General features: G+C 73.5%; 25 protein-coding genes and 4 tRNA genes. 16 read left to right on the top strand and 13 right to left on the bottom strand.

Features of this window, described 5'->3' with window-relative positions:
* Positions 1 to 10: 10 nt before the first annotated feature.
* From ACERUN_RS18610 to bcp, 3 genes are all read right to left on the bottom strand, one after another.
* Positions 11 to 92: transfer RNA gene (locus ACERUN_RS18610), tRNA-Leu, on the bottom strand.
* A gap of 70 nt (positions 93 to 162) precedes the next feature.
* Positions 163 to 759, bottom strand: a complete 597-nt coding sequence (locus ACERUN_RS18615) for a hypothetical protein (RefSeq protein WP_372740704.1) — start codon at positions 757 to 759, stop codon at positions 163 to 165.
* A 301-nt stretch (positions 760 to 1,060) separates the two neighbouring features.
* Positions 1,061 to 1,546: a thioredoxin-dependent thiol peroxidase gene (gene bcp / locus ACERUN_RS18620; protein ID WP_370291607.1), complete on the bottom strand. Its 486-nt coding sequence runs from the start codon at positions 1,544 to 1,546 to the stop codon at positions 1,061 to 1,063.
* A gap of 131 nt (positions 1,547 to 1,677) precedes the next feature.
* Between bcp and ACERUN_RS18625 the strand changes: the two genes are divergently transcribed.
* From ACERUN_RS18625 to ACERUN_RS18665, 9 genes are all read left to right on the top strand, one after another.
* Positions 1,678 to 2,388 (top strand): energy-coupling factor ABC transporter permease, encoded by a 711-nt coding sequence (locus tag ACERUN_RS18625; protein ID WP_370291608.1) that lies wholly within the window; start codon positions 1,678 to 1,680, stop codon positions 2,386 to 2,388.
* Positions 2,385 to 2,765 carry a PDGLE domain-containing protein gene (locus ACERUN_RS18630; RefSeq protein ID WP_370291609.1) on the top strand — a complete coding sequence of 127 codons (381 nt, stop codon included), beginning with the start codon at positions 2,385 to 2,387 and terminating at the stop codon, positions 2,763 to 2,765. Before ACERUN_RS18625 ends, ACERUN_RS18630 begins: the two co-directional genes overlap by 4 nt.
* Before the next feature lie 13 nt (positions 2,766 to 2,778).
* On the top strand, positions 2,779 to 3,504 hold the full coding sequence (cbiQ, locus tag ACERUN_RS18635; RefSeq protein ID WP_370291610.1) for a cobalt ECF transporter T component CbiQ: 726 nt from the start codon (positions 2,779 to 2,781) through the stop codon (positions 3,502 to 3,504).
* Positions 3,501 to 4,271 carry an energy-coupling factor ABC transporter ATP-binding protein gene (locus ACERUN_RS18640; protein ID WP_370291611.1) on the top strand — a complete coding sequence of 257 codons (771 nt, stop codon included), beginning with the start codon at positions 3,501 to 3,503 and terminating at the stop codon, positions 4,269 to 4,271. The genes cbiQ and ACERUN_RS18640 overlap by 4 nt, the downstream gene beginning before the upstream one ends.
* Positions 4,268 to 4,519 carry a DUF3618 domain-containing protein gene (locus ACERUN_RS18645; RefSeq protein WP_370291612.1) on the top strand — a complete coding sequence of 84 codons (252 nt, stop codon included), beginning with the start codon at positions 4,268 to 4,270 and terminating at the stop codon, positions 4,517 to 4,519. The genes ACERUN_RS18640 and ACERUN_RS18645 overlap by 4 nt, the downstream gene beginning before the upstream one ends.
* A 50-nt stretch (positions 4,520 to 4,569) precedes the next feature.
* The gene (locus ACERUN_RS18650; RefSeq protein WP_370291688.1) at positions 4,570 to 4,869 is read left to right on the top strand and encodes a co-chaperone GroES; all 300 of its coding nucleotides are present in this window, start codon (positions 4,570 to 4,572) and stop codon (positions 4,867 to 4,869) included.
* 116 nt (positions 4,870 to 4,985) lie between these two features.
* Entirely contained in the window at positions 4,986 to 5,972 is a 987-nt protein-coding gene (locus ACERUN_RS18655; protein WP_370291613.1) for a WYL domain-containing protein, read from the top strand.
* Positions 5,969 to 6,982 carry a WYL domain-containing protein gene (locus ACERUN_RS18660; RefSeq protein WP_370291614.1) on the top strand — a complete coding sequence of 338 codons (1,014 nt, stop codon included), beginning with the start codon at positions 5,969 to 5,971 and terminating at the stop codon, positions 6,980 to 6,982. Before ACERUN_RS18655 ends, ACERUN_RS18660 begins: the two co-directional genes overlap by 4 nt.
* A 112-nt stretch (positions 6,983 to 7,094) precedes the next feature.
* Positions 7,095 to 7,256, top strand: coding sequence for a hypothetical protein (locus ACERUN_RS18665; RefSeq protein ID WP_370291615.1), 162 nt, complete (start codon positions 7,095 to 7,097; stop codon positions 7,254 to 7,256).
* A 17-nt stretch (positions 7,257 to 7,273) separates the two neighbouring features.
* Here ACERUN_RS18665 and ACERUN_RS18670 read toward each other — a convergent pair whose 3' ends face one another.
* Positions 7,274 to 7,975 (bottom strand): GAF and ANTAR domain-containing protein, encoded by a 702-nt coding sequence (locus tag ACERUN_RS18670; protein ID WP_370291616.1) that lies wholly within the window; start codon positions 7,973 to 7,975, stop codon positions 7,274 to 7,276.
* Positions 7,976 to 8,134: 159 nt separating this feature from the next.
* On the opposite strand from ACERUN_RS18670, the gene ACERUN_RS18675 reads away from it, so the two are divergent.
* The gene (locus ACERUN_RS18675; protein WP_370291689.1) at positions 8,135 to 8,491 is read left to right on the top strand and encodes a hypothetical protein; all 357 of its coding nucleotides are present in this window, start codon (positions 8,135 to 8,137) and stop codon (positions 8,489 to 8,491) included.
* 74 nt (positions 8,492 to 8,565) lie between these two features.
* Here ACERUN_RS18675 and ACERUN_RS18680 read toward each other — a convergent pair.
* The 3 genes from ACERUN_RS18680 to ACERUN_RS18690 all read right to left on the bottom strand — a co-directional run bounded on the left by ACERUN_RS18680 (position 8,566) and on the right by ACERUN_RS18690 (position 11,160).
* A tRNA-Lys gene (locus tag ACERUN_RS18680) sits at positions 8,566 to 8,638 on the bottom strand.
* 61 nt (positions 8,639 to 8,699) lie between these two features.
* Positions 8,700 to 10,256 carry a phytoene desaturase family protein gene (locus ACERUN_RS18685; RefSeq protein ID WP_370291617.1) on the bottom strand — a complete coding sequence of 519 codons (1,557 nt, stop codon included), beginning with the start codon at positions 10,254 to 10,256 and terminating at the stop codon, positions 8,700 to 8,702.
* A 55-nt stretch (positions 10,257 to 10,311) separates the two neighbouring features.
* Positions 10,312 to 11,160: a universal stress protein gene (locus tag ACERUN_RS18690; protein ID WP_370291618.1), complete on the bottom strand. Its 849-nt coding sequence runs from the start codon at positions 11,158 to 11,160 to the stop codon at positions 10,312 to 10,314.
* 173 nt (positions 11,161 to 11,333) lie between these two features.
* Here ACERUN_RS18690 and ACERUN_RS18695 point away from each other — a divergent pair, with 173 nt between their 5' ends.
* A complete protein-coding gene (locus ACERUN_RS18695) occupies positions 11,334 to 12,287 on the top strand; it encodes a pirin family protein (RefSeq protein ID WP_370291619.1) in 954 nt (317 codons plus the stop codon).
* 72 nt (positions 12,288 to 12,359) lie between these two features.
* On the opposite strand, the gene ACERUN_RS18700 is transcribed toward ACERUN_RS18695, so the two are convergent.
* Together ACERUN_RS18700 and orn are read right to left on the bottom strand one after the other, a co-directional pair.
* Positions 12,360 to 12,435: transfer RNA gene (locus ACERUN_RS18700), tRNA-His, on the bottom strand.
* Positions 12,436 to 12,519: 84 nt separating this feature from the next.
* Complete coding sequence (gene orn / locus ACERUN_RS18705; protein ID WP_370291620.1) at positions 12,520 to 13,134, bottom strand: oligoribonuclease; 615 nt, start codon at positions 13,132 to 13,134, stop codon at positions 12,520 to 12,522.
* Between the two features lie 138 nt (positions 13,135 to 13,272).
* Here orn and ACERUN_RS18710 point away from each other — a divergent pair, with 138 nt between their 5' ends.
* The 5 genes from ACERUN_RS18710 to ACERUN_RS18730 all read left to right on the top strand — a co-directional run bounded on the left by ACERUN_RS18710 (position 13,273) and on the right by ACERUN_RS18730 (position 17,377).
* Positions 13,273 to 13,815 carry a MauE/DoxX family redox-associated membrane protein gene (locus ACERUN_RS18710; protein WP_370291621.1) on the top strand — a complete coding sequence of 181 codons (543 nt, stop codon included), beginning with the start codon at positions 13,273 to 13,275 and terminating at the stop codon, positions 13,813 to 13,815.
* Entirely contained in the window at positions 13,815 to 14,549 is a 735-nt protein-coding gene (locus ACERUN_RS18715) for a thioredoxin domain-containing protein (RefSeq protein ID WP_370291622.1), read from the top strand. The genes ACERUN_RS18710 and ACERUN_RS18715 overlap by 1 nt, the downstream gene beginning before the upstream one ends.
* 41 nt (positions 14,550 to 14,590) lie before the next feature.
* Positions 14,591 to 15,652 (top strand): adenosine deaminase, encoded by a 1,062-nt coding sequence (locus ACERUN_RS18720; protein ID WP_370291623.1) that lies wholly within the window; start codon positions 14,591 to 14,593, stop codon positions 15,650 to 15,652.
* Between the two features lie 11 nt (positions 15,653 to 15,663).
* Positions 15,664 to 16,830: an acyl-CoA dehydrogenase family protein gene (locus ACERUN_RS18725; RefSeq protein ID WP_370291624.1), complete on the top strand. Its 1,167-nt coding sequence runs from the start codon at positions 15,664 to 15,666 to the stop codon at positions 16,828 to 16,830.
* A gap of 64 nt (positions 16,831 to 16,894) precedes the next feature.
* The gene (locus tag ACERUN_RS18730) at positions 16,895 to 17,377 is read left to right on the top strand and encodes a hypothetical protein (protein WP_370291625.1); all 483 of its coding nucleotides are present in this window, start codon (positions 16,895 to 16,897) and stop codon (positions 17,375 to 17,377) included.
* A gap of 23 nt (positions 17,378 to 17,400) precedes the next feature.
* Here ACERUN_RS18730 and ACERUN_RS18735 read toward each other — a convergent pair whose 3' ends face one another.
* From ACERUN_RS18735 to ACERUN_RS18750, 4 genes are all read right to left on the bottom strand, one after another.
* A complete protein-coding gene (locus ACERUN_RS18735) occupies positions 17,401 to 18,096 on the bottom strand; it encodes a hypothetical protein (protein WP_370291626.1) in 696 nt (231 codons plus the stop codon).
* A 56-nt stretch (positions 18,097 to 18,152) separates the two neighbouring features.
* Entirely contained in the window at positions 18,153 to 18,854 is a 702-nt protein-coding gene (locus tag ACERUN_RS18740; protein ID WP_370291627.1) for an alpha/beta hydrolase, read from the bottom strand.
* Between the two features lie 26 nt (positions 18,855 to 18,880).
* Positions 18,881 to 18,957, bottom strand: a tRNA-Arg gene (locus ACERUN_RS18745).
* 34 nt (positions 18,958 to 18,991) lie between these two features.
* A complete protein-coding gene (locus ACERUN_RS18750) occupies positions 18,992 to 20,353 on the bottom strand; it encodes an NAD-dependent malic enzyme (RefSeq protein ID WP_370291690.1) in 1,362 nt (453 codons plus the stop codon).
* Between the last annotated feature and the right edge of the window lie 64 nt (positions 20,354 to 20,417).

Raw genomic sequence — 20,417 nt, forward strand, 5'->3', positions numbered from 1 at the left:
TCCTGCAGCGTGCCGGAGGCGGGACTCGAACCCGCACACCCGAAGGCACAGGAACCTAAATCCTGCGTGTCTGCCAGTTCCACCACTCCGGCTCGGCTGCGGCGCCGAGTCTAGGGGGCGTCGGGCGGCGGGGTGCGGAGGGTGGGCGGAGCTCGTGCCGCCTCAGGAGGCCGACCAGCGCCAGGTGGTGAGGATGCGACCGAAGGCGGTGAGCGCGTCGGCGTCGCCCTCCTGCACGGTGGCGGTGATGGAGTAGGCCACGTCGTCGGCGACGACGAGATGGGACTGCTGCACGAGCCTCACCCCGCCGGCCACGGTGCGGGTGACGCGCACGCTCAGGGCGGGTTGCCCGTCGATGTCGGCGGTCGGCTCGCCCGTGATGCGCGCGGTCCGATCGCCTCCGAGGAGCACCGATCGCCATCGGTCGGCGAGGACGTCGAGATCGGTGACGCCCTGTGCGGACTGGGTCTCGACGAGCAGGCTCGCCCGCGCGTCGGCAGCGGTGGCGCCCCAGGCCCCGACCCGGTCGATGCTGACGTAGGAGGGGTTCTCGCGCTTGAAGCTCGCCGTGGCGTCGTTCCACCCTGCGGGCAGCTGGACGACGTAGCCCCGACCCTCCAGGCGGGGGCCGCCGATGTCGGCGGCCGGCGCCGACCCGCTGCCCCCGGTCGTGGACGACGCCTGGGCCTCCTCCCGCTGCTTCTCAGCGAGAAGGCCGTAGGTCGTGCTGGCCGCGCCCCCGACGAGGAGCACGCCCACCGCGATGAGCGCGGGCAGGACGCCGCGCCGCCGAGGCCGTCGGACCGCGCGCCGAGCACCTCTCGGTGGCGTGGGACGAGGGGCGGGAGCGGGTGAGGCCGGCGGGCCCGGGGGAGTGGTGGACGCCGTCATCGTCGTCCAGCGTAGAGGGTGGCGAGCCGGGCGGCCCAGCGATCGGTGAGGCCTTGGTGAGGGTGGAGGACCGAACGGTGCGAAGGTCCCGGACACCGTGGCCCGCACGGGCGGGCCCGAGCGGACCACCGGGCGCCGTCGTCGGGGTCGGAGGTGTCCGGCGGGGTGCTCAGGCCGCGAGTCCGAGGTCCTTGCGCAGCTTCGCGACGTGGCCGGTGGCCTTGACGTTGTACTGCGCGAGCTCGACGCGACCGTCGGTGTCGATGACGAAGGTGGAGCGGATGACGCCCTCGACGACCTTGCCGTAGAGCTTCTTCTCGCCGAACGCCCCGTAGGCGCGGTGGACCTCGAGCTCGGGGTCGGAGAGCAGGGTGATCGTGAGGCCGTCGCGCTCGCGGAACTTCGCCAGCTTGGCGGGGGCGTCCTTCGAGACGCCGACCACCGTGTAGCCCGCGGCCTGCAGGGAGTCGAGGGAGTCGGTGAAGTCGCACGCCTGCTTGGTGCAGCCCGGCGTCATCGCGGCCGGGTAGAAGTACAGGATCACCTTGCGGCCCTGCGCGGTGAGGTCGGCGAGGCTGACCTCCTCGCCGGTGTCGGAGGTGAGGGTGACGGCGGGGGCGGTGTCGCCGGGGGAGAGGCGGGACTGCTCGCTCATGACTCGCTCCTGAGGCCGTGATGCTGTTGCAACCGGCATGCAATAAGGTGGTGGACGTCGATCGTCCTTCAACCTACGACACGCCCCGTGACGCGCCCCTCGTCGTCCGAGGCCGTGAGGAGCCCCCTGCGATGCACGTGCCCGATGGATACCTCGACGCTCCGACGTCGATCGCCACCGCGGTCGTCGCGGCTGCGGGGGTGGGCGTCGCGCTGCGTCGCTCGCGCGCCGAGCTCGACGACCGCACCGCGCCGATGGCCGGCCTCGTCGCGGCCTTCGTCTTCGCCGGGCAGATGATCAACTTCCCGGTGGGCGCGGGCACCAGCGGGCACCTGCTGGGCGGTGCGCTGGCCGCCGTCCTCGTCGGCCCGTGGACGGCTGCCCTGTGCATCAGCGTCGTCCTGCTGGTGCAGGCCCTCTTCATGGCCGACGGCGGCCTCACCGCGCTCGGCACCAACATCACCCTCATGGCCCTCGTCGGCGTCTTCGTGGGCTACGGCCTGTTCCGCCTCGCCCGCCTGGTGCTCCCGAAGCGACCGGCCAGCGTGCCCGTGGCGGCCGCCTTCGGCGCCCTGCTCTCGGTGCCCGCGGCCGCTTTCGTCTTCTCCCTGCTCTTCGAGGTAGGCGGCAACGCCGACATCGCCTTCTCCACGGTGCTGAGCGCGATGGTGGGTTGGCACGTGGTGATCGGCATCGGCGAGGCCGCCGTCACCGGGCTCGTCGTGAGCGCCGTGATGGCTTCGCGCCCCGACCTCGTGCGCGGCGCGCGCGACGTCGCCGGCCAGCGCTCCGCACTCGTCACCGGCCCGGCCACGGCCCTCGATGCGGAGCTGCCCCGATGACGCGCCTCGGCCAGCGCCGCTTCCTCGCCGTCGGCCTGCTCGTCGTGCTGCTGATCGCCGGCGTCGGCAGCTACTACGCCAGCAGCCACCCCGACGGCCTCGAGTACGTCGCCGGCAAGACCGGCTTCGCCGACACCGCCTCCGACGACCCCGTCGACACCGACAGCCCCTTCGCCGACTACTCCACCCGCGGGGTGGACGACGAGCGGCTGAGCGGCGGCATCGCGGGCGTGGTCGGCGTCCTGATCACCCTCGGCCTCGGCAGCGGGCTGTTCCTGCTGCTGCGGCGCCGCGGCGGGTCCGCCGGAGCACGGGACGACGAGGGCGCCGCGGCGTCCTCGTCGGCTCCCGCGGACCCGTCCGCGCGCCGCGGCTGAGGCGCGGGCCGTCGTGGGTGCCGGGCACGGCCACCGGCTGCACTTCCACGGCCACTCGCCGGTGCACCGCGCCCCGGCGCACCTGAAGATCCTGGCGCTGCTGGCGTTCGTGCTCCTCGTGGTGGCCACGCCGCGCGAGTGGTTCTGGGCCTTCGGCGCCCACCTCGTGCTGCTGCTCGCGGTGATCGCGCTGGCGCGGGTGCCGCTGCGCTACCTGCTGCCGCGCCTGGTGATCGAGGTGCCCTTCCTGGTCTTCGCCGCGCTCGTGCCGTTCGTCGCGCACGGCCCGCAGGTCGCGCTGCCGCTGCCGTTCGGCTGGGAGGTCCTGGTCTCCGAGCCGGGGCTGCTGGCCGCCTGGGGCTTCGCGGTCAAGGGCACCCTCGGCGTGCTCGCCTCGCTCACCCTCGCCGCCACCACCGAGCCCACCGAGGTGCTCCGCGGCCTGCAGCGCCTGCGCCTGCCCGAGCTGCTCGTGCAGATCATGGGCTTCATGGTGCGCTACCTCGACGTCGTGAGCGCCGACCTCACCCGCATGCTCACCGCCATGCGCTCGCGCGGCGTCGACCCCCGCTCGCCGCGGCACTGGCCGGCGCTGGCCCGTACCCTGGGTGCGCTGTTCGTCCGCTCCTACGAGCGCGGCGAGCGCGTGCACCTCGCCATGCTGTCGAGGGGTTACGACGGCCGGCTGCCCACCACCGACCACCGCCACACCGATCACCGTGAGGGAGTGACGCGATGACGCCCGTGCTCGACGTCCGCGAGCTCGCCTTCGCCTACCCCGACGGCCACCAGGCGCTGTTCGGGGTCGACCTGCACGTGCACCGCGGCGAGCGGGTCGCGCTGCTCGGGCCCAACGGGGCGGGCAAGACCACGCTGGTGCTCCACCTCAACGGCATCCTGGGTGCGGCCACCGGCGACGGCGCGGGCACGGTGGCCGTGAGCGGACTCGCCGTGGAGAAGAAGAACCTCGCCGAGATCCGCCGCCGCGTCGGCATCGTGTTCCAGGACCCCGACGACCAGCTCTTCATGGGCTCGGTGCGCGCCGACGTCGCCTTCGGCCCGGCCAACCTCGGCCTGCGCGGTGCCGAGCTCGACCGTCGGGTCATGGGGACGCTCGAGCAGGTCGGCATGGCCGACTTCGCCGACCGGCCGCCCCACCACCTCTCCTTCGGCCAGCGCCGCCGGGTCGCCGTGGCCACGGTGCTGGCGATGGAACCCGAGATCCTCGTGCTCGACGAGCCGAGCTCGAACCTCGACCCCGCCTCGCGCCGCGAGCTCGCCGACATCCTGCGCGGACTCGACGTCACCGTGCTCATGGTGACCCACGACCTGCCCTACGCCCTCGAGCTGTGCCCGCGCTCCGTCGTCCTCAGTGGGGGCAGGGTGGTGGCCGACGGGCGCACCTACGACGTCCTCACCGACGACGCCCTCATGCGCGCCCACCGGTTGGAGCTTCCGTGGGGCTTCGACCCGCGCGCGATCGCGATTGATAGCCTGCCCCGGTGACCAACCCCTCTGAGATCGAGCGCGAGATCGAGGAGGCGCGCGAGCGCCTCGCCGGCACCATCGACCAGCTGCTCTACCGCTCGCATCCCAAGACCATCGTCGGGCGCGAGGTCGCCCAGGTGAAGGCGTACTACGTCGACGAGAAGACCGGCGAGCCGCGCACCGACAACATCCTCAAGACGGTGGGCATCGTGGCGGGCGTCGTGGTCACGCTCGTGGTGATCCGCAAGATCACCAGCACCGACTGACCCGACCGACCTCGCGGAGCCTCAGCGTGTCCGACAAGACACCCATCAAGATGCTGCACGACCGGATCCTGTGCGAGACCGACAGCGAGGCCGGTGAGCGCCGCTCATCCGGCGGCATCGTCATCCCCGCCACGGCCGCCATGGGCGCACGCCGCCTGGCCTGGTCGCGCGTGGTGGCCGTGGGCCCGCACTGCCGCGCCGTCGTCACCGGCGACCGCGTGCTCTACGACCCCGAGGAGAAGGCCGAGGTCGAGGTCTCCGGTGAGGTCTACGTCGTCATGCGCGAGCGCGACGTCCACGCCGTGGCCGCGGAGCGGCTCGGCGACGAGGCTGCGGGCCTTTACCTCTGAGACCGCTCCGAGACTCCTCACGGCCCGGAGTGTCGGCTGTGAGGACGACGTCCGCCGATCGCCGCGCTGACTAGGCTGACGCCGCGGCGCCGGGACGCCGCGCGAGGAGGGGGACCATGACCGGGCGCGACCAGCGGGGGCCGATGGAGCGCGTCGTCCGCGTGGCGGCCGCGCTCCAGCACGCCGGCACCCACGGCGTCGACGGCGTGACGCTCGCCCGGATCGCCGGGTTCACCGGGGCCGACCCCGGCACCCAGCTCAGCCGCGAGCTGCGCCACCTCGAGAGCCAGGGCTGGCGCATCGAGAACGTCGGCGAGCGCGGGGGCGCGGCCCGCTACGTGATGACCACCGTCGACAACCGGCTGCGGGTGCGGCTCACGATGCCGCAGCAGGCCGCGCTGCGCCGCGCCGTGCTCCTCGCCGACCGTGCCGACCTCGTCCAGCGCCTCGGGCTCCCGGACGACGCGCGCCCCGCCGACATCGAGGCCCCCGCCTCCAGTGCCGCGGCCCTCGTGGACCCCGCACGCCTCGGCCGGGTGGTCGACGCGGTGCGCGAGCAGCGCCTGCTGCGCTTCGGCTACAAGGGCACGCCGCGCGTGGTGCACCCCGAGAGCGTGCGCAACCAGAACGGCACGTGGTACCTGCGCGGGCTCGAGGACGGCGCGGTGACCCCCCTGGTCAAGGCCTTCGTCGTGTCGCGGATGAGCGACCCCGTCGGCGATCGCCCGGGGTCGGCGCAGCGGGTGCAGGTGGCCCGCCATCCCGGCCTGCACCCGATGACCTGGCAGGTCGACGAGCCGATCGACGTCGAGCTCGAGACCGAGGCGGCCTTCGTGCCCGACGTCGAGCGCTGGCTCGGCCCGTGGGCCTCGCGCGAGGCGGCACCGGCGTCCACCGCGCCCACTGGTGAGGCTGGCGGGAGTGGCGAGGGTGGCGAGCGCGTCCGGCTGCGCTACCGCGTCACGCACCGCGCCGCTCTCCGTGCGCGCCTCAACGAGCTCGGACGTCGCGTGCGCATCGTCGGCCCGCCCGAGATCCGCGCCGAGATCCTCGCCTCGCTCGCCGCGGCCGCCGGCATCGACCCGGCCGAGGGGGAGTCGTGAGCACCCCGCGCTACGTCACGCGCATCGCCCGACTGCCGGCGGTGTTCGAGCGGTTGGCCCGCGAGCCCGAGGGCGTGCCGCTCGCCCGCCTGGCCGCCGACCTGGGCGTGCCCGTCGCCGAGCTGCGCGAGGACCTCCTGGCCTTCTACGCCGCCGACGCCGCCGAGGTCGACTGGCTCATGGGTCTGGCTCGGCCCGAGGTGCTCGAGTTCCTCGGACCCGACGGCTCCGAGGAGGATCCCAACTCCGCCGAGATCGTGCGCATCGTGGCCGAGCGCCCCGACCTCGGCGTCGAGTACGTCGACGCCGGCGAGCTTGGCCTGGTCTACACCGCGGCGCTCGCGCTCCTCGAGGTCGAGCCCCACAACACCGATCTCGCCGAGGCGGTCGACGGGCTCGCCGAGACCATGTTCGGCGAGAGCGTGTTCGGCGAGAGCGGGCCCGGTGCGGCCGCGCACGGCGAGGCGGCCGGCGGGGGCGCCGAGATGCTCGCTCGCATGCGGGAGGCCGTCGAGCAGCGTCGGGCCGTGCGCATCGTCTACTCCCGCTCCTGGGCCCACGGCGTCACCGAGCGCGTCGTTCACCCCTATCGGCTCGTGCAGACGCGCCGCGGGTGGGAGGTCGACGCCGGGCCGCCCGACGACCTCGGCAGGCTGCGCACCTACCTGGTGTCGAACCTGCGGGAGGCCGAGGTCGTCGACGGCGAGGTCGTCGCCTGGCCTGACGACCTCGAGCGGCTGCTCGCCGAGCAGCGGGCCACCACGCGGGTGCGACTGCTGCTGCCGCAGTCGGCACGGTGGGCGCCCGACTTCTACGCCGAGCACGTCGCCTTCGTCGAGGACGACGAGGAGTCGGTGGTCGTCGACGTCGACCTGCTGCCGCCGGTGGAGCGACGCGTCGGGATGCTGCTGCTCGCGGCCGGGCCCGAGGCGATGGTGCTGGAGCCGGCCGAGCTGCACGCCGCGGACGTCGTCCTCGCGGCCGAGCTGTTCTGGCACCACTCGAGCTGATCGCACCTCGCTCGGGAGCTGGCCTTGGTGGGCGTGCCTAGCCTGGCGAGGTGCGGCTCAAGACGCGGGCCGCTCCTGGCCCCGCCCCCGGGCCCTGCAGGTCGGAGATCCTGTGAACCCCCAGAGCCTCGTCCTCGTCGACCTCGAGGACGGCGCCGTGCCCGGCCTCGTGCTGCGGTCCGGCCGTGACGGCGACCGCCTGCTCGTCACCTACGAGCACGCCGGTCGCGTCGTCACCTCGTGGATCGACGTCGCGGCCGTGCGCCCGAGCTGAGGGCGGGCCCACGCCGCTCAGACCGGGTCGGGCTCGCGGTAGCCCTCACTGCTGGTGGCCACCAGCTCCTGCGCGATCTCGCGCAGCTTGATGTTGCTGGTGCTCGAGGTGCGCACCAGGAACTGGAACGCGCGGTCCTCCGGGATGCGGTAGCGCTCCATGAGGATGCCCACGGCGGTGCCGATCACCTGCCGCGAGGCCACGGACTCGCGCAGCTGGTGCTCGAAGCGTGCGCGACCGAGGGCGATCGAGGCGTGGGCGGCGAAGAGCTCGGCGAGCTGCACGGCGTCGGCGTCGACGCCGGGGGAGAGGGAGTAGAAGTTGAGGCCGCCGAGCGTGGTGTCGTCGTCCCCGAGCTGCAGGCCCATCTGTGCGCGAAGGCCGAGCTCGGCCACCTCGGCGACGTAGGTGGGCCAGCGCTCCTCGGTGCGGACGTCGTCCATCACCGTGACGCCGCCGTTGGTGATCGCGTCGTAGCACGGGCCGGCGTGCAGGGAGTACTGCAGCTCGTCGACCTGCCACACCAGCTTCCCGGTGCCGGCGCGGGTCTCGATCCGCCCGTCGCGGTGGGTCAGCGAGATGCCCACGTGGTCGAAGCCGGGCACGGTGTCACGAGCGGCGTGGACGATGGCGTCGAGGGTGTCCTCGAGCGATCGCGGACCGTTGATGTCCATCGCGGCCGCGGCCAGGGCCGCTGCGACGTCGTGGTTGTCGGCCACTTCGCTGCTCCTCACGTGCGTCGGATCGCCTGCGGCAGTACCCCGTCGGGGTAGGACGACACGGGTCCGCGCCGGTCCGCGCGCTGCCTCCGGCGGCGCGGCTACGCTGACGAGGTGACCCGCCTCCAGAACGCGGTGCGCCTCCTGCTCGGTGTCTTCATGACGGCAGCGGGCACGCTGCACCTGACAACGGCGCGGGAGGAGTTCCAGGCCCAGGTGCCGTCGTGGATCCCGATCGACGAGGACGTCGTCGTGGTGGGCTCGGGCGTGGCCGAGATCGGTCTCGGTGCCGCCCTGCTCCTGCTGCCGAAGCGCCGCCGCGGCGTGGGGCTGCTGCTGGCCGCCTTCTACGTGGCGATCTTCCCGGGCAACATCGCCCAGTACGTCGAGGGTGTCGACGCCTTCGGGCTCGACACCGACCGAGCACGGCTCATCCGACTGTTCTTCCAGCCGGTGCTGGTGCTGGCGGCGCTCTTCGCGGGTGGGATCATCCCGCGCCGCGCCGGGCGCGACTGACGATCGCGCGTGGCACTTCCCCGCAGGACGACGAAGGCCCCGCCGGAACTGGTCCGGCGGGGCCTTCGCTGCGGTACGCCATCAGGGACTCGAACCCCGAACCCGCTGATTAAGAGTCAGCTGCTCTGCCAATTGAGCTAATGGCGCTTGCGGTAACGCGAGAGGAAACGTTACCAGCGGCCCCGGGTCACACGAAATCGAGGGGGCGTCACCGCGCAGCCAGCACGGCGTGCGCCGCGTTGTGGCCGCCGAGGCCCGAGACGGCGCCGCCGCGGCGCGCCCCCGAGCCGCACAGCAGCACGCGGTCGTGGCCCGTCTGCACGCCCCAGCGCTCCGCCGGGGTGTCGAGGCGCGCGTGCGCCGAGGCCCACGGCCACTCGAGCGGACCGTGGAAGAGGTGGCCGCCGGGCATGGCGAGGTCGGCCTCGACGTCCTGGGGGATCTTGGCCTCCAGACAGGGTCGCCCCTCGCCGTCGCGCAGCAGGAGCGGCTCGATCGGCTCGTCGAGCACGGCGTCCAGGGAGGCGATGGCGCGGCGAACCGCCTCGTCCTTGAGGCCGGGGTCGCGGTCGAACAGGTCGGCCGGGGTGTGGAGGCCGAAGTAGGTGAGCGTGTGCGTGCCGGCGGGCACGTCGCCGAGGATGCTCGGATCGGTGAGCGAGTGGCAGTAGACCTCGCCGGGCAGGGGATCGGGCAGCTCGCCGCGCCGGGCGGCAGCCCAGGCGACCTCGAGGTCGGAGGCCGCCTCTGCCAGGTGCAGCGTGCCGGCGAAGGCGACGGCGGGGTCGAGGCCCGAGCGCAGCCGCGGGAGCCGCGAGAGCAGCAGGTTGATCTTCAGCTGCGAGCCCACCGGCTTGGTGGTGGGATCCTCCTCGCCACCGAGCAGGATCTGCAGCACCCACGGCGCGACGCCGGCGAGCACGTGGCCCGCGTGGACGACGTGCTCGCACTCGCCGTCGTGCCAGGCGACCTCGACCTCGTCGGGGCCGGGACGGATCGCGCTGACACCGGCGCCGGTGCGGATCTCGGCACCGGCCTCGGTCGCGGCCCTCGCGAGGGCGTCGGTGACGGCGCCCATGCCGCCCACCGGCACCCGCCACTCCCCGGTGCCGTTGCCGATGAGGTGGTAGAGGAAGCAGCGGTTCTGGGCCAGGCTCGCGTCGTGCAGGGAGGCGAAGGTGCCGATGAGCGCGTCGGTGGCCACGACGCCGCGCACCAGGTCGTCGCGGAACCGACGCATGATCGCGCGGCCGAGGGGCTCCTCGACCACGTCGCGCCACAGATCGGCGTCCACCTGCGAGCGCAGGCTCGACTCGAGCGGCAGCTCCTCGGTGAGCGTCGGCGCCACCGCCGCCGCGAGGTCGCCGACACCCGCGTAGAACGCGCGCCAGGCGTCGTACTCGGCATCGGATCCGGTGAGGTCGCGGAAGGAGGCGCGGGTCGCCTCGCCCTCCTCGCGCTCGACGAGCAGGCCGGTCGCTCGCCCGCCACGCTGCACGGGGGAGTAGCTGGCGACGGGCCGGCTCACGAGGTCGAGCCGGAGCCCGAGGTCGGACACGATCCGCTGCGGGAGCAGCGACACGAGGTAGGAGTAGCGCGAGAGGCGGGTCGGCACGCCGTCGAACGCCTGCGCCGACACGGCGGCGCCGCCGACGTGCGCCAGGCGCTCGAGCACGAGCACCGAGCAGCCGGCGCGGGCGAGGTAGGCGGCCGCGGTGAGCGCGTTGTGGCCGCCGCCGACGACGACGACGTCGTAGCGGGTCATGGCCGCACCCTAGCCGCGCCGCAGGTGGTGGCGGCGCAGCGGCCGCGCGCGGGCCTCAGCGACCGATCGGCACCACGGCCACCGTGGTGTGGGCACGCTCGAGCACGGCGGTGGCCACCGAGCCGGTGACCAGTCGCGCCAGCGAGTCGAGCGGGTGGCGCCCGACCACGACGAGGTCCCAGCGTGCCGAGTCGGCGGCGAGGGCGGCGTCCACGAGGCCGTGGCGCGCCCCGAGGGTCACCGACACGTCGGGGTGCTTCTCGCTGAGACCGGCGATGCCCTCGGCGAGCAGCAGGCTGAGCTCCTCGGTGTCCGCGACGCGGAGGCGGTCCGTGCCGCTGAGTGCGGCGGCCGCGTCCCAGGCCCAGTGGACGACGTGCAGCGGCACCCCGAGCAGCTCGGCCTGGGCGAAGGCGTGCTCGAGCACGGGACGCGACTCGGGGGCTCCGTCGGCGGCGACGAGCACGCCCGCGCGGCTCCCCTCTGCGGGGTCGCGCTCGTCGCGGGGGCGCACCACGTGCAGCGGACACTCCGTGATCCGGGCGGTGGTGGCGCTGACCGAGCCGAGCAGGAGGCTGCGCACGGGGCCGCGTCCGCGCGAGCCCAGCACGAGCAGGTGCGCGTGGCGGGAGAGGTCGAGGAAGAGCAGGCGCGGGTCGCCGTCGTCCACGAGGGTGGTGACGCTCAGGCCGGGGTGGGCCGTGATCGCGCGGCCCGCCGCGTCGGCGGTGATCGCCTCCGCGCCATGCTTCTCCCACTCGCGCGCGGCCGCCACGACCAGTGGACGACGCTCCTGCGCCGCCTGCGCTGCCGCGTGGTCGAGGGCCCGCTCGGCGGGAGGGGAGCCGTCGACGCCGACGATGACGGCACCGCGGGGGAGGTCGCTCAGCAGTCCCTGGTCCATGGCGCCAGCCTCGCGTGCGCGGGGGAGGTCGGCCACGGTCGACGTCCTCGTGCCGGAGGGGACCTTCGGCCCTCTGGCCGAGGGGCGGGAACACCGGGTGCGCTAGAGTGGTTGACAAGGCAACCATCGCCGAGCCGCCGCATCGCCGGCGACCCTCACACCCGGAGGTACCGATGCCCGCCATCACCGTCGACGACCTGACCGTGCTGCCCCGCGTGAGCGGCCCCGGGCTGGGCGATCAGCCGCGCCCGGTGTGGCAGGTGACCACCGCTCCGCAGGGCTACGAGGGGGAGGGGTTCCCGGTGCGGCGCGCCTTCGCCGGCGTCGACCTGCGCCACCTCGACCCGTTCATCATGATGGACCAGATGGGCGAGGTGGAGTACGCGCCGGGCGAGCCCAAGGGCACCTCCTGGCACCCGCACCGCGGCTTCGAGACCGTCACCTACATCATCGACGGCACCTTCGATCACCAGGACAGCCACGGTGGCGGCGGCACCATCACCAACGGCGACACGCAGTGGATGACCGCGGGCAGCGGGCTGCTGCACATCGAGGCGCCGCCGGAGTCGCTCGTGGCCTCGGGCGGCCTGTTCCACGGCCTGCAGCTGTGGGTGAACCTGCCGCGCGAGGCCAAGCTGACCACGCCGCGCTACCAGGACCTCCGCTCCGGCGAGGTCGCGCTGCTCGCCAGCGAGGACGCCGGCGCGCTGGTGCGGGTGATCGCCGGTGAGGTCGCCGGGCACGCCGGCCCCGGCATGACCCACACGCCGATGACGATGATCCACGCCACCGTCGAGCCCGGCGCCCGCCTCGACCTGCCGTGGAACGTCGACCACAACGCGCTGGTCTACGTGCTCGCGGGCGCCGGCACGGTCGGCTCGCCCGAGAGCGCGGCCGTGCGCATGGGCCAGACGGCCGTGCTCGGCGCGGGCGACTACATCACCATCACCGCCGACGAGCGTCAGGAGACCCGCGCTCCGAAGCTGGAGGTGGTGGTGCTCGGTGGCCGCCCGATCCGCGAGCCGATCGCCTGGGCGGGGCCGTTCGTGATGAACACCCGCCAGGAGGTCATCGACGCCTACGAGGACTTCCAGAAGGGGCGCTTCGGGCTGCCGGCCGGCGCCTGAGCGCGACGCCCGCAGCACGACGAGAGCCCCCGGCCGATGGCCGGGGGCTCTCGTCGCGCTCTGTTGGAGCAGTGGGGTGAGTGACGGGACTTGAACCCGCGGCCACCTGGACCACAACCAGGTGCTCTACCAGCTGAGCTACACCCACCATCGCTCGGCCGACTGCGGTCGAGCGGGCACGAGTGTAGACGTATCGGCGGGTGAACGTTGAATCGGTATCGACGAAGCGGCCTCAGGCGCCGAGGCCGGTGATCGACCCGCCGTGCTTGGCGGCGGCGGCCCTCGCGGCGTCGGAGTCGGGGCCGGGGGCGGCGGCGAACACGGTCTCGCGGTAGTAGCGCAGCTCCTCGATGCTCTCCTGGATGTCGGCGAGCGCACGGTGGTTGCCGCGCTTGGTGGGTGCGTTGAAGTAGGCCTTCGGGTACCAGCGCTTGGCGAGCTCCTTGATCGAGGAGACGTCGACGATGCGGTAGTGCAGGAAGCCGTCGAGCTCGGCCATGTCGCGGGCCAGGAAGCCGCGGTCGGTGGCCACCGAGTTGCCCGCTAGCGGGGGGCGGGAGTCGGGAGTGCAGTGCTCGCGCAGGTAAGCCATCACCTGCTCCTCGGCCTCGGCGAGGGTGACGCCCCCGGAGAGCTCGTCGAGCAGACCGGAGTTGGCGTGCATGTTGCGGACGAACTCGATCATCTGCTTCAGCGCCTCGGCGGGCGGCTTGATGATCACGTCGACGCCCTCGCCGAGCACGTTCAGGTCGAAGTCGGTGACCAGGGCCGCCACCTCGACGAGTGCGTCGTTCTGCAGGCTCAGCCCGGTCATCTCGCAGTCGATCCAGACCAGTCTCTCGTTCACGACGCGCCACCTTACGCCCACGCGCGGGTGGCCCGAGCCCCGCGTGCACAGCGACGGAGGTCCCGCCGTCCGCGGGGCCTGTGGCCCGTGCCGCGCCGCTCTCAGGTGCCGCTCAGCGCGGGCCTCTAGCCTGCAGGGGTGAGCACGACCGCCCCCGCCGCCGCGCGCGCCGTCGGCGTGCGCCGCGACGATGCCCCCTGGTTCGGGCTGGCGGCCCGCATCGTGGTGGGCGCCGTGTGGCTGGTGGCCGGCGCGCTCAAGCTGACCCACCCCGACGCCAGCATCGCCGCCGTGCGGGCCTACCAGCTGCTGCCCGGCGGACTCGCTGAGGCCGTGGGCACGGTGCTGCCGGCGATCGAGATCGGTGTCGGACTGCTGCTGGTGGTCGGGCTGTTCACCCGCGCCGCCGCCGTGGTCTCCGGGCTGCTGCTCGTGGCCTTCCTCATCGGCATCGCCTCGGTGTGGGCGCGCGGCATCGCGATCGACTGCGGCTGCTTCGGCGGCGGTGGAGCCGACGCCGGCGCCGCGTCGTCCTACCCGTGGGAGATGGCGCGCGACGCCGCCCTGCTCGCCGGCTCGGTCGCCCTCATCGCCCTGCGCCGCACGCGGCTGGCCCTCCAGGCCTTGCTGCTGCCCGCCCCGCTCATCCACCCCACCCCCGTCGAAGGAGCCGGAAGCTGATGTCCTCCACCAAGAACGAGAAGGCCGACCGGCGGCAGAAGGCCGCCGAGCTGCGCGCGGCCCAGGCCAAGCGCGAGGCACGCCGCCGGCTCTTCACGATCATCGGCGTGGTCGCGGCCGTCGTCCTCATCATCGGTGGCGCGGTGGTGGTGAGCCTGGCGAGCAAGAAGGACGTCGTGGCCGCCCCCGCGGGCTCGAGCGAGTACGGCGTCGCGATCGGCGACAAGAGCGCGCCCCACCAGGTGATCGTCTACGAGGACTTCCTCTGCCCCTTCTGCCGCGAGTTCGAGGCGGCCACCCGTGACGACTTCGCGCAGCTCGCCTCCGACGGCAAGGTCTACGTCGAGTACCGCCCGTTCGACCTGCTGAGCCAGATCGGCGACTACCCGATCCGCGCCGCCAGCGCCTTCGCCGTGGTCAAGGACGCCTCCGGCCCCGAGGTCGCCAAGAAGTTCCACGACCTGCTCTTCGAGAACCAGCCCTCCGAGCAGGACCCGGGCTCGGTGAGCAACGACGACCTCGTCAAGCTCGCCGTCGAGGCCGGTGCCGACGAGGCGGAGGTCGGCGACGACATCCGCAACGTCGCCCGCAAGGACTGGGTGAGTGAGGCGACCGCCGAGGCGCAGAAGGCGGGTGTCACCGGCACGCCCACCGTGCTGCTCGACGGCAAGGTCTACGACAACGGCCGCACCATCGACGACATCGCGAAGAACATCCTCGCCGAGCTGCAGTGACCGGGCCGCGGTGAGCGCGCGGGCGGTGGTAGACCTGAGGGGTGTCGAACTCCTCGTCCACCACCGACCTGACCGCCTTCATCGCCGGACTGCCGAAGGCCGAGCTGCACGTGCACCACGTCGGCTCGGCCTCGCCGTCGATCGTGGCCGAGCTCGCAGCGCGGCACCCGGGCGTCGTCCCCGCCGACCCCGAGCAGCTGCGCGACTTCTTCGCCTTCCGCGACTTCGCGCACTTCGTCGAGGTCTACCTCGCCGTCGTCGACCTCGTGCGCACCCCCGAGGACGTGCGCTACCTGACCTACGAGGTGGGCCGTGAGCTCGCCCTCGGCCAGCAGGTGGGCTACGCCGAGCTCACCTGCACGCCCTACACCTCCGTGCTGCCCGACGACCCCGACCGCGGCATGGCCATCGAGGCCTACACCGAGGCCATCGAGGACGCTCGCATCGCGCTCGAGCGCGACCTCGGCCTCGTGCTGCGCTGGATCTACGACATCCCGGGGGAGTCGGGCGTCCCCGCCGCCGACGCCACCCTCGAGTACGCGCTGAAGCACGCCCCCGAGGGGCTCGTCGGCTTCGGCCTCGGCGGTCCGGAGATCGGCGTCCCGCGCGACTGGTTCATCCCGCACTTCGCGCAGGCGCGCGCCGCCGGCCTGCGCTCGGTGCCGCACGCCGGCGAGACCACCGGCCCCGCCACCGTGTGGACGTCGCTGCGGGAGCTCGGCGCCGAGCGCATCGGGCACGGCACGTCGTCCGCTCAGGACCCCGAGCTGCTGGCCCACCTGGCCGAGACGGGCATCCCGCTCGAGGTGTGCCCGTCGTCCAACGTGGCCACGCGTGCGGTGCCCTCGCTCGCCGAGCACCCGCTGCCCACCTTCGTCGAGGCCGGGGTGACGGTGACGATCAACTCCGACGACCCCTCGATGTTCAACACCTCGCTCAACCAGGAGTACGCGGTGGCCGCCGACCTGCTCGGTCTCGACGCCGGCGGGGTGGCCGAGCTCGCCCGGGCCGCGGCGCGGGCCTCCTTCGCCCCGGACGACGTGCGCGCGCGGCTGCTGGCCGAGATCGACGCCCACGCCCAGACCCACGCCCCCCAGGCCTGAGGACGACGGCCGTGGCCCTCTCGCCGACCGAGCTCTTCGCCATCGACTCCCTGCTCAGCGAGGAGGAGCGCACGATCCGCGAGACCGTGCGCTCCTTCGTCGACATCCGGGTGCGCCCGCACATCGCCGACTGGTTCGAGGCCGGCACGCTGCCGGCGCGCGAGCTCGCCCCCGAGCTCGGACGGCTGGGCCTGCTCGGCATGCACCTGGAGGGCTACGGCTGCGCGGGCACGAGCGCCACGGCCTACGGGCTCGCCTGCCTCGAGCTGGAGGCCGTCGACTCCGGCCTGCGCTCGCTGGTATCGGTGCAGGGGTCGCTCGCGATGTTCGCGATCCACCGGTGGGGCAGCGAGGAGCAGCGCCGGGAGTGGTTGCCGCGCATGGCCGCGGGGGAGGCGATCGGCTGCTTCGGACTCACCGAGGCCGACGCCGGCTCCGATCCGGCCGCGATGCGCACCCGCGCCCGCCGCGACGGCGACGACTGGGTGCTCGACGGGTCGAAGATGTGGATCACGAACGGCCCGGTCGCCGACGTGGCCGTGGTGTGGGCCCGGACCGATGAGGGCGTGCGGGGATTCGTCGTCCCCACCGACACGCCGGGCTTCACCGCGGTGGAGGTGCCCCGCAAGCTCTCGTTGCGCGCCTCCCTCACCGGCGAGCTCTCCTTCGACTCGCTGCGACTGCCGGCCGACGCCGTGCTGCCCGAGGTGACCGGGCTGCGCGGGCCGCTGTCGTGCCTCAACGAAGCGCGCTTCGGGATCATCTTCGGCGCCCTCGGCGCCGCTCGGGACTGTCTCGACGCCACCCTCGCCTACGCCGCCGACCGGTCGATCTTCGAGCGTCCGCTCAGCTCCTTCCAGCTCACCCAGGCCAAGGTCGCCGACATGGCGCTCGAGCTCGGCAAGGGCCTGCTCCTCGCCGTCCACCTCGGCCGCCTCAAGGACGACGGGCGCCTCACCCCCGAGCAGGTCAGCCTCGGCAAGCTCAACAGCGTGCGCGAGGCGATCGCCATCGCGCGCGAGTGCCGCACCCTGCTCGGCGCCGCCGGCATCACCCTCGACTACCCGGTGCTGCGCCACGCGCTCAACCTCGAGTCGGTGCTCACCTACGAGGGCACCTCCGAGGTGCACCAGCTCGTCATCGGCAAGGCGCTCACGGGCGAGCAGGCGTTCCGCTGAGGCGGGCGCGGATCTGCCAGACTCGGGGCACCCCCTCTCGGGACCTCCACCCCCAGGAGTGCCCATGCCCCTCTTCGCCAGCGACCGTGTCCGTGCCCTGCGACGACGGGTCCGGGGCGCCGGACGCGCCGGCGCCCTCGCGAGTGTGCTGGCGCTCGCGCTGATCGCGCCACTGAGCCCTCCCGCCGGTGCTCAGCGGGACAGGCTCGCGCCCCTGCCGTCGGTGGCGGGACGCCTCGCGATCAGCCTGCCCGCCACCAGTTGGAAGCCGCAGGACCAGCCGCCGCTGACACTGCGGCTACGCCTGTCGCGGACGACGCGCGTCAGCATCCTCGTGCGCCTCGACGGCCGCCGGGTCGCACGGCGTGAGGGCCGCGTGGTCGGGATGCTGACGACGAGCATGGGCACACTCCTGCCACGTAGCGGCGTCGGCAGGCACCGTGTGAGCGTCACCGTGGGCGGGAGCGAGTTGGCCGGGTCGATGACCGCCACCCTGACCTACCGGGTCGCGCGAGCGGCGCCGACACCGAGCCCGTTGCCCGGGTGACGGGCTCGGTGTCGGCCCGCGTGTCAGCGTGAGCGGCGCGCGGCGGCGTAGGACCGCCCGCGAACCCGCTCGACCCAGTTGTACTGCTCCAGCCCCGGCAGCGGGTTGAGCACCGGGTCGAACGACACGTCGGCGCCGTCGCGCAACTCGTCGGTGAGTGTCAGGTCGGCAAACGGGTGCCAGTGTCCGCCCACCATCGCCCAGCTGAGCGTGAAGCGCGTGGCGTCGTCGCGTCGCGGGCGAGCGCCGACGACGAGAGGTCCGGCGGGGCTGCGGTAGGGCAGGAGGCTCGTCATCGGCGCATCGCTGCCGAGTGCCGGCAGCAGCAGGTGGCGCGAGACCGGGTTCCATCCGGTGCTCGCGAGCAGTAAGTCGGCGTAGCGGGTCTGCCCGCGGCGCAGTCGCAGCGCGAGTCCGGCGACGTCCGGGAGTGGACCCGGCAGCCCCACCGCGCGGGAGAGGCGCACGAGCACTTGGTCGGTGCCGGCCTGGTCCAGCCACGGCACGCCGATCGGGTCCGAGGAGCGGTGCCGGGTGAGCTCGGCTGCGAAGGTCGTTCCCCGCGGATGCAGCGGCTTGTCCGCAGGTCGCAACGCGCCGAGCGCCCGCGTCAGCCCGGCCAAGCCGCGGCCAGCGAGGTCGGCGGCCTCGGCCACGGTGCCGGCAAGAGCGGCGGCCGGCTCGGCGGCGACGACCACGGGGGAGTGGGAGAGCGTCATGACGCCGGGTACCCGGCGTCATGACGCCCCAGTCGGGCGCGGCCGTGCCAGCCGGCTCAGGCGCGGCGGGCCGCCTCGGCGCGGTCTACCATCCGCACGCTCTGGATCGTCGCGAAGCGGTGCCACGAGCGCAGCGCGGTCGTCATGCCGTGCCCTGCCGCACGGTTGAGGGGTCCGAGGTTCCAGCCGATCCGTCGCACGTGCACCGACGCGGCCTCGGCCTCGGCGCGCAGGGCGAAGGCGCGCACCGTGGCGAGCGGCACCTCGGGATCGTGCGGCGAGGCCGCGAGCGCCACGTGCCGACCGGCCAGCGGTGCCGGTGACTCCTCCACCGGCAGCCACGGCTCCAGTCCGACCAGTCCGACGACGCCGGGCTCGTCAGCCGCGCGCAGCCCTGATCGCCCGCCCATCGAGTGGCCGAGCAGCACGATCGACCGTCCCGGGTGCACCGCGCGGATGCGGGCGATCGCCTCGCGCGCATCGGTGACCGACGGCGGCTCGTCGTCCACGAGGCCGGGTGGGCGCGCGCCCCAGTCGACGTAGCGGTTGCGCAGCACCCAGGACGACACCCCGTGCCGCGCCAGGGCGCCGCGCACCCAGCGGTGCAGCGACACCATGCGCACGTACGCGGCGTACTTTCCTGCCACGGCCATGTCGACCTCGCCCTCGCCGCCGCCGTGGAGCAGGAGGACGACGCCGCGCGGGGTCGGCACGTCGTGGCGCACGAGGCGGTCGTCGAGGGACTCCGGCTCGGTCATCGCCTCTCCTCCCAGCATCGGGCACGTGGCACCCCCGGCAGGACTCGAACCTGCAACCCGCGGGGTAGAAACCCGCTGCGCTATCCAGTTGCGCCACGGGGGCCAGGGGGCAGAGGTTACCGCCTCGGCGGGGCCCCTCAGGCCCCCGAGGCCGCCTCCGGCTTCGCGGCGATCGCGGCCGCCACCGCCTGGTGCACCTCGGGGTGGAAGACCGAGGGCATGATGAAGCTCGCGTTCAGCTCCTCGTCGCGGACGACGAGAGCGATCGCCTCGGCGGCGCGCAGCATCATCTCCACGCTGACGCCCGAGGCACGGGCGTCGAGCAGGCCGCGGAAGACGCCGGGGAAGGCCAGCACGTTGTTGATCTGGTTCGGGAAGTCCGAGCGGCCCGAGGCCACGACGGCGGCGTGGCGGGCGGCGGCGGCCGGGTCGATCTCGGGGTCGGGGTTGGCGAGGGCGAAGACGACGGCGTCGTCGGCCATCGTCGGGATCCACTCCTCCTTGAGCGCACCGGGGGCGCTGACGCCGATGAACACGTCGGCGCCGGCGAGCACGTCGGGCAGCAGCCCCGCGCGGCGGTACGGGTTGGTGAGGCCGGCGAGCTCGGCGTGGGCGGGGGAGAGGGCGTCGTCCCCGGCCACGAGGGCGCCGGCGCGGTCGCACACCACGACGTCCTCGACACCGGCGGCGAGGAGCAGCTTCACGATGGCGGTGCCGGCGGCGCCCGCGCCCGAGACGACCACGCGGGCCGACTCGAGCTTCTTGCCCACCACGCGCAGGGCGTTGGTGAGGGCGGCGAGCACGACGATGGCGGTGCCGTGTTGGTCGTCGTGGAAGACGGGGATGTCGAGGCGCTCGCGCAGGCGGGCCTCGATCTCGAAGCAGCGCGGGGCGGCGATGTCCTCGAGGTTGATGCCGCCGAAGCCGGGGGCGATCAGCTCGACGGCCCGCACGATCTCGTCGGTGTCCTGGGTGTCGAGGCAGATCGGCCAGGCGTCGATCTCCCCGAAACGCTTGAAGAGGGCGGCCTTGCCCTCCATCACCGGAAGCGCGGCACCGGGCCCGATGTTGCCGAGGCCGAGCACGGCCGAGCCGTCGGTCACCACGGCGACGCTGTTGCCCTTCACGGTCAGGCGGCGCACGTCCTCGGGGTGCGCGGCGAGCGCGAGCGAGACCCGACCGACGCCCGGCGTGTAGGCGAGCGAGAGGTCGTCGCGGGTCTTCAGCGGCACCTTGGAGGCCACCTCGATCTTGCCACCGAGGTGCAGCAGGAAGGTGCGGTCGGAGACCTTGTGCACCTCCACGCCCTCCACGGCCGCCACAGCCGTCTGCAGCTCGGCCGCGTGCTCGGCGTCGGCGGCCGAGCAGGTGACGTCCACGGTGAGCCGGGCGTTGCTCGACTCCGCCACGTCGATCGCGGTGACCATGCCGCCGGCGGCGGCGATGGCGGTGGCGACCTCGCCCACCACCCCGTGGTCGACGGTGGTGTGCAGACGCATGGTCAGGGAGTAGGACGACGCGGTGGCGGTCCTGCGGGCGCGGGGCAGGTGATCGGTGGACACC

Source organism: Nocardioides sp., from assembly GCF_964229035.1.
Classification (GTDB): Bacteria; Actinomycetota; Actinomycetes; order Propionibacteriales; family Nocardioidaceae; genus Nocardioides.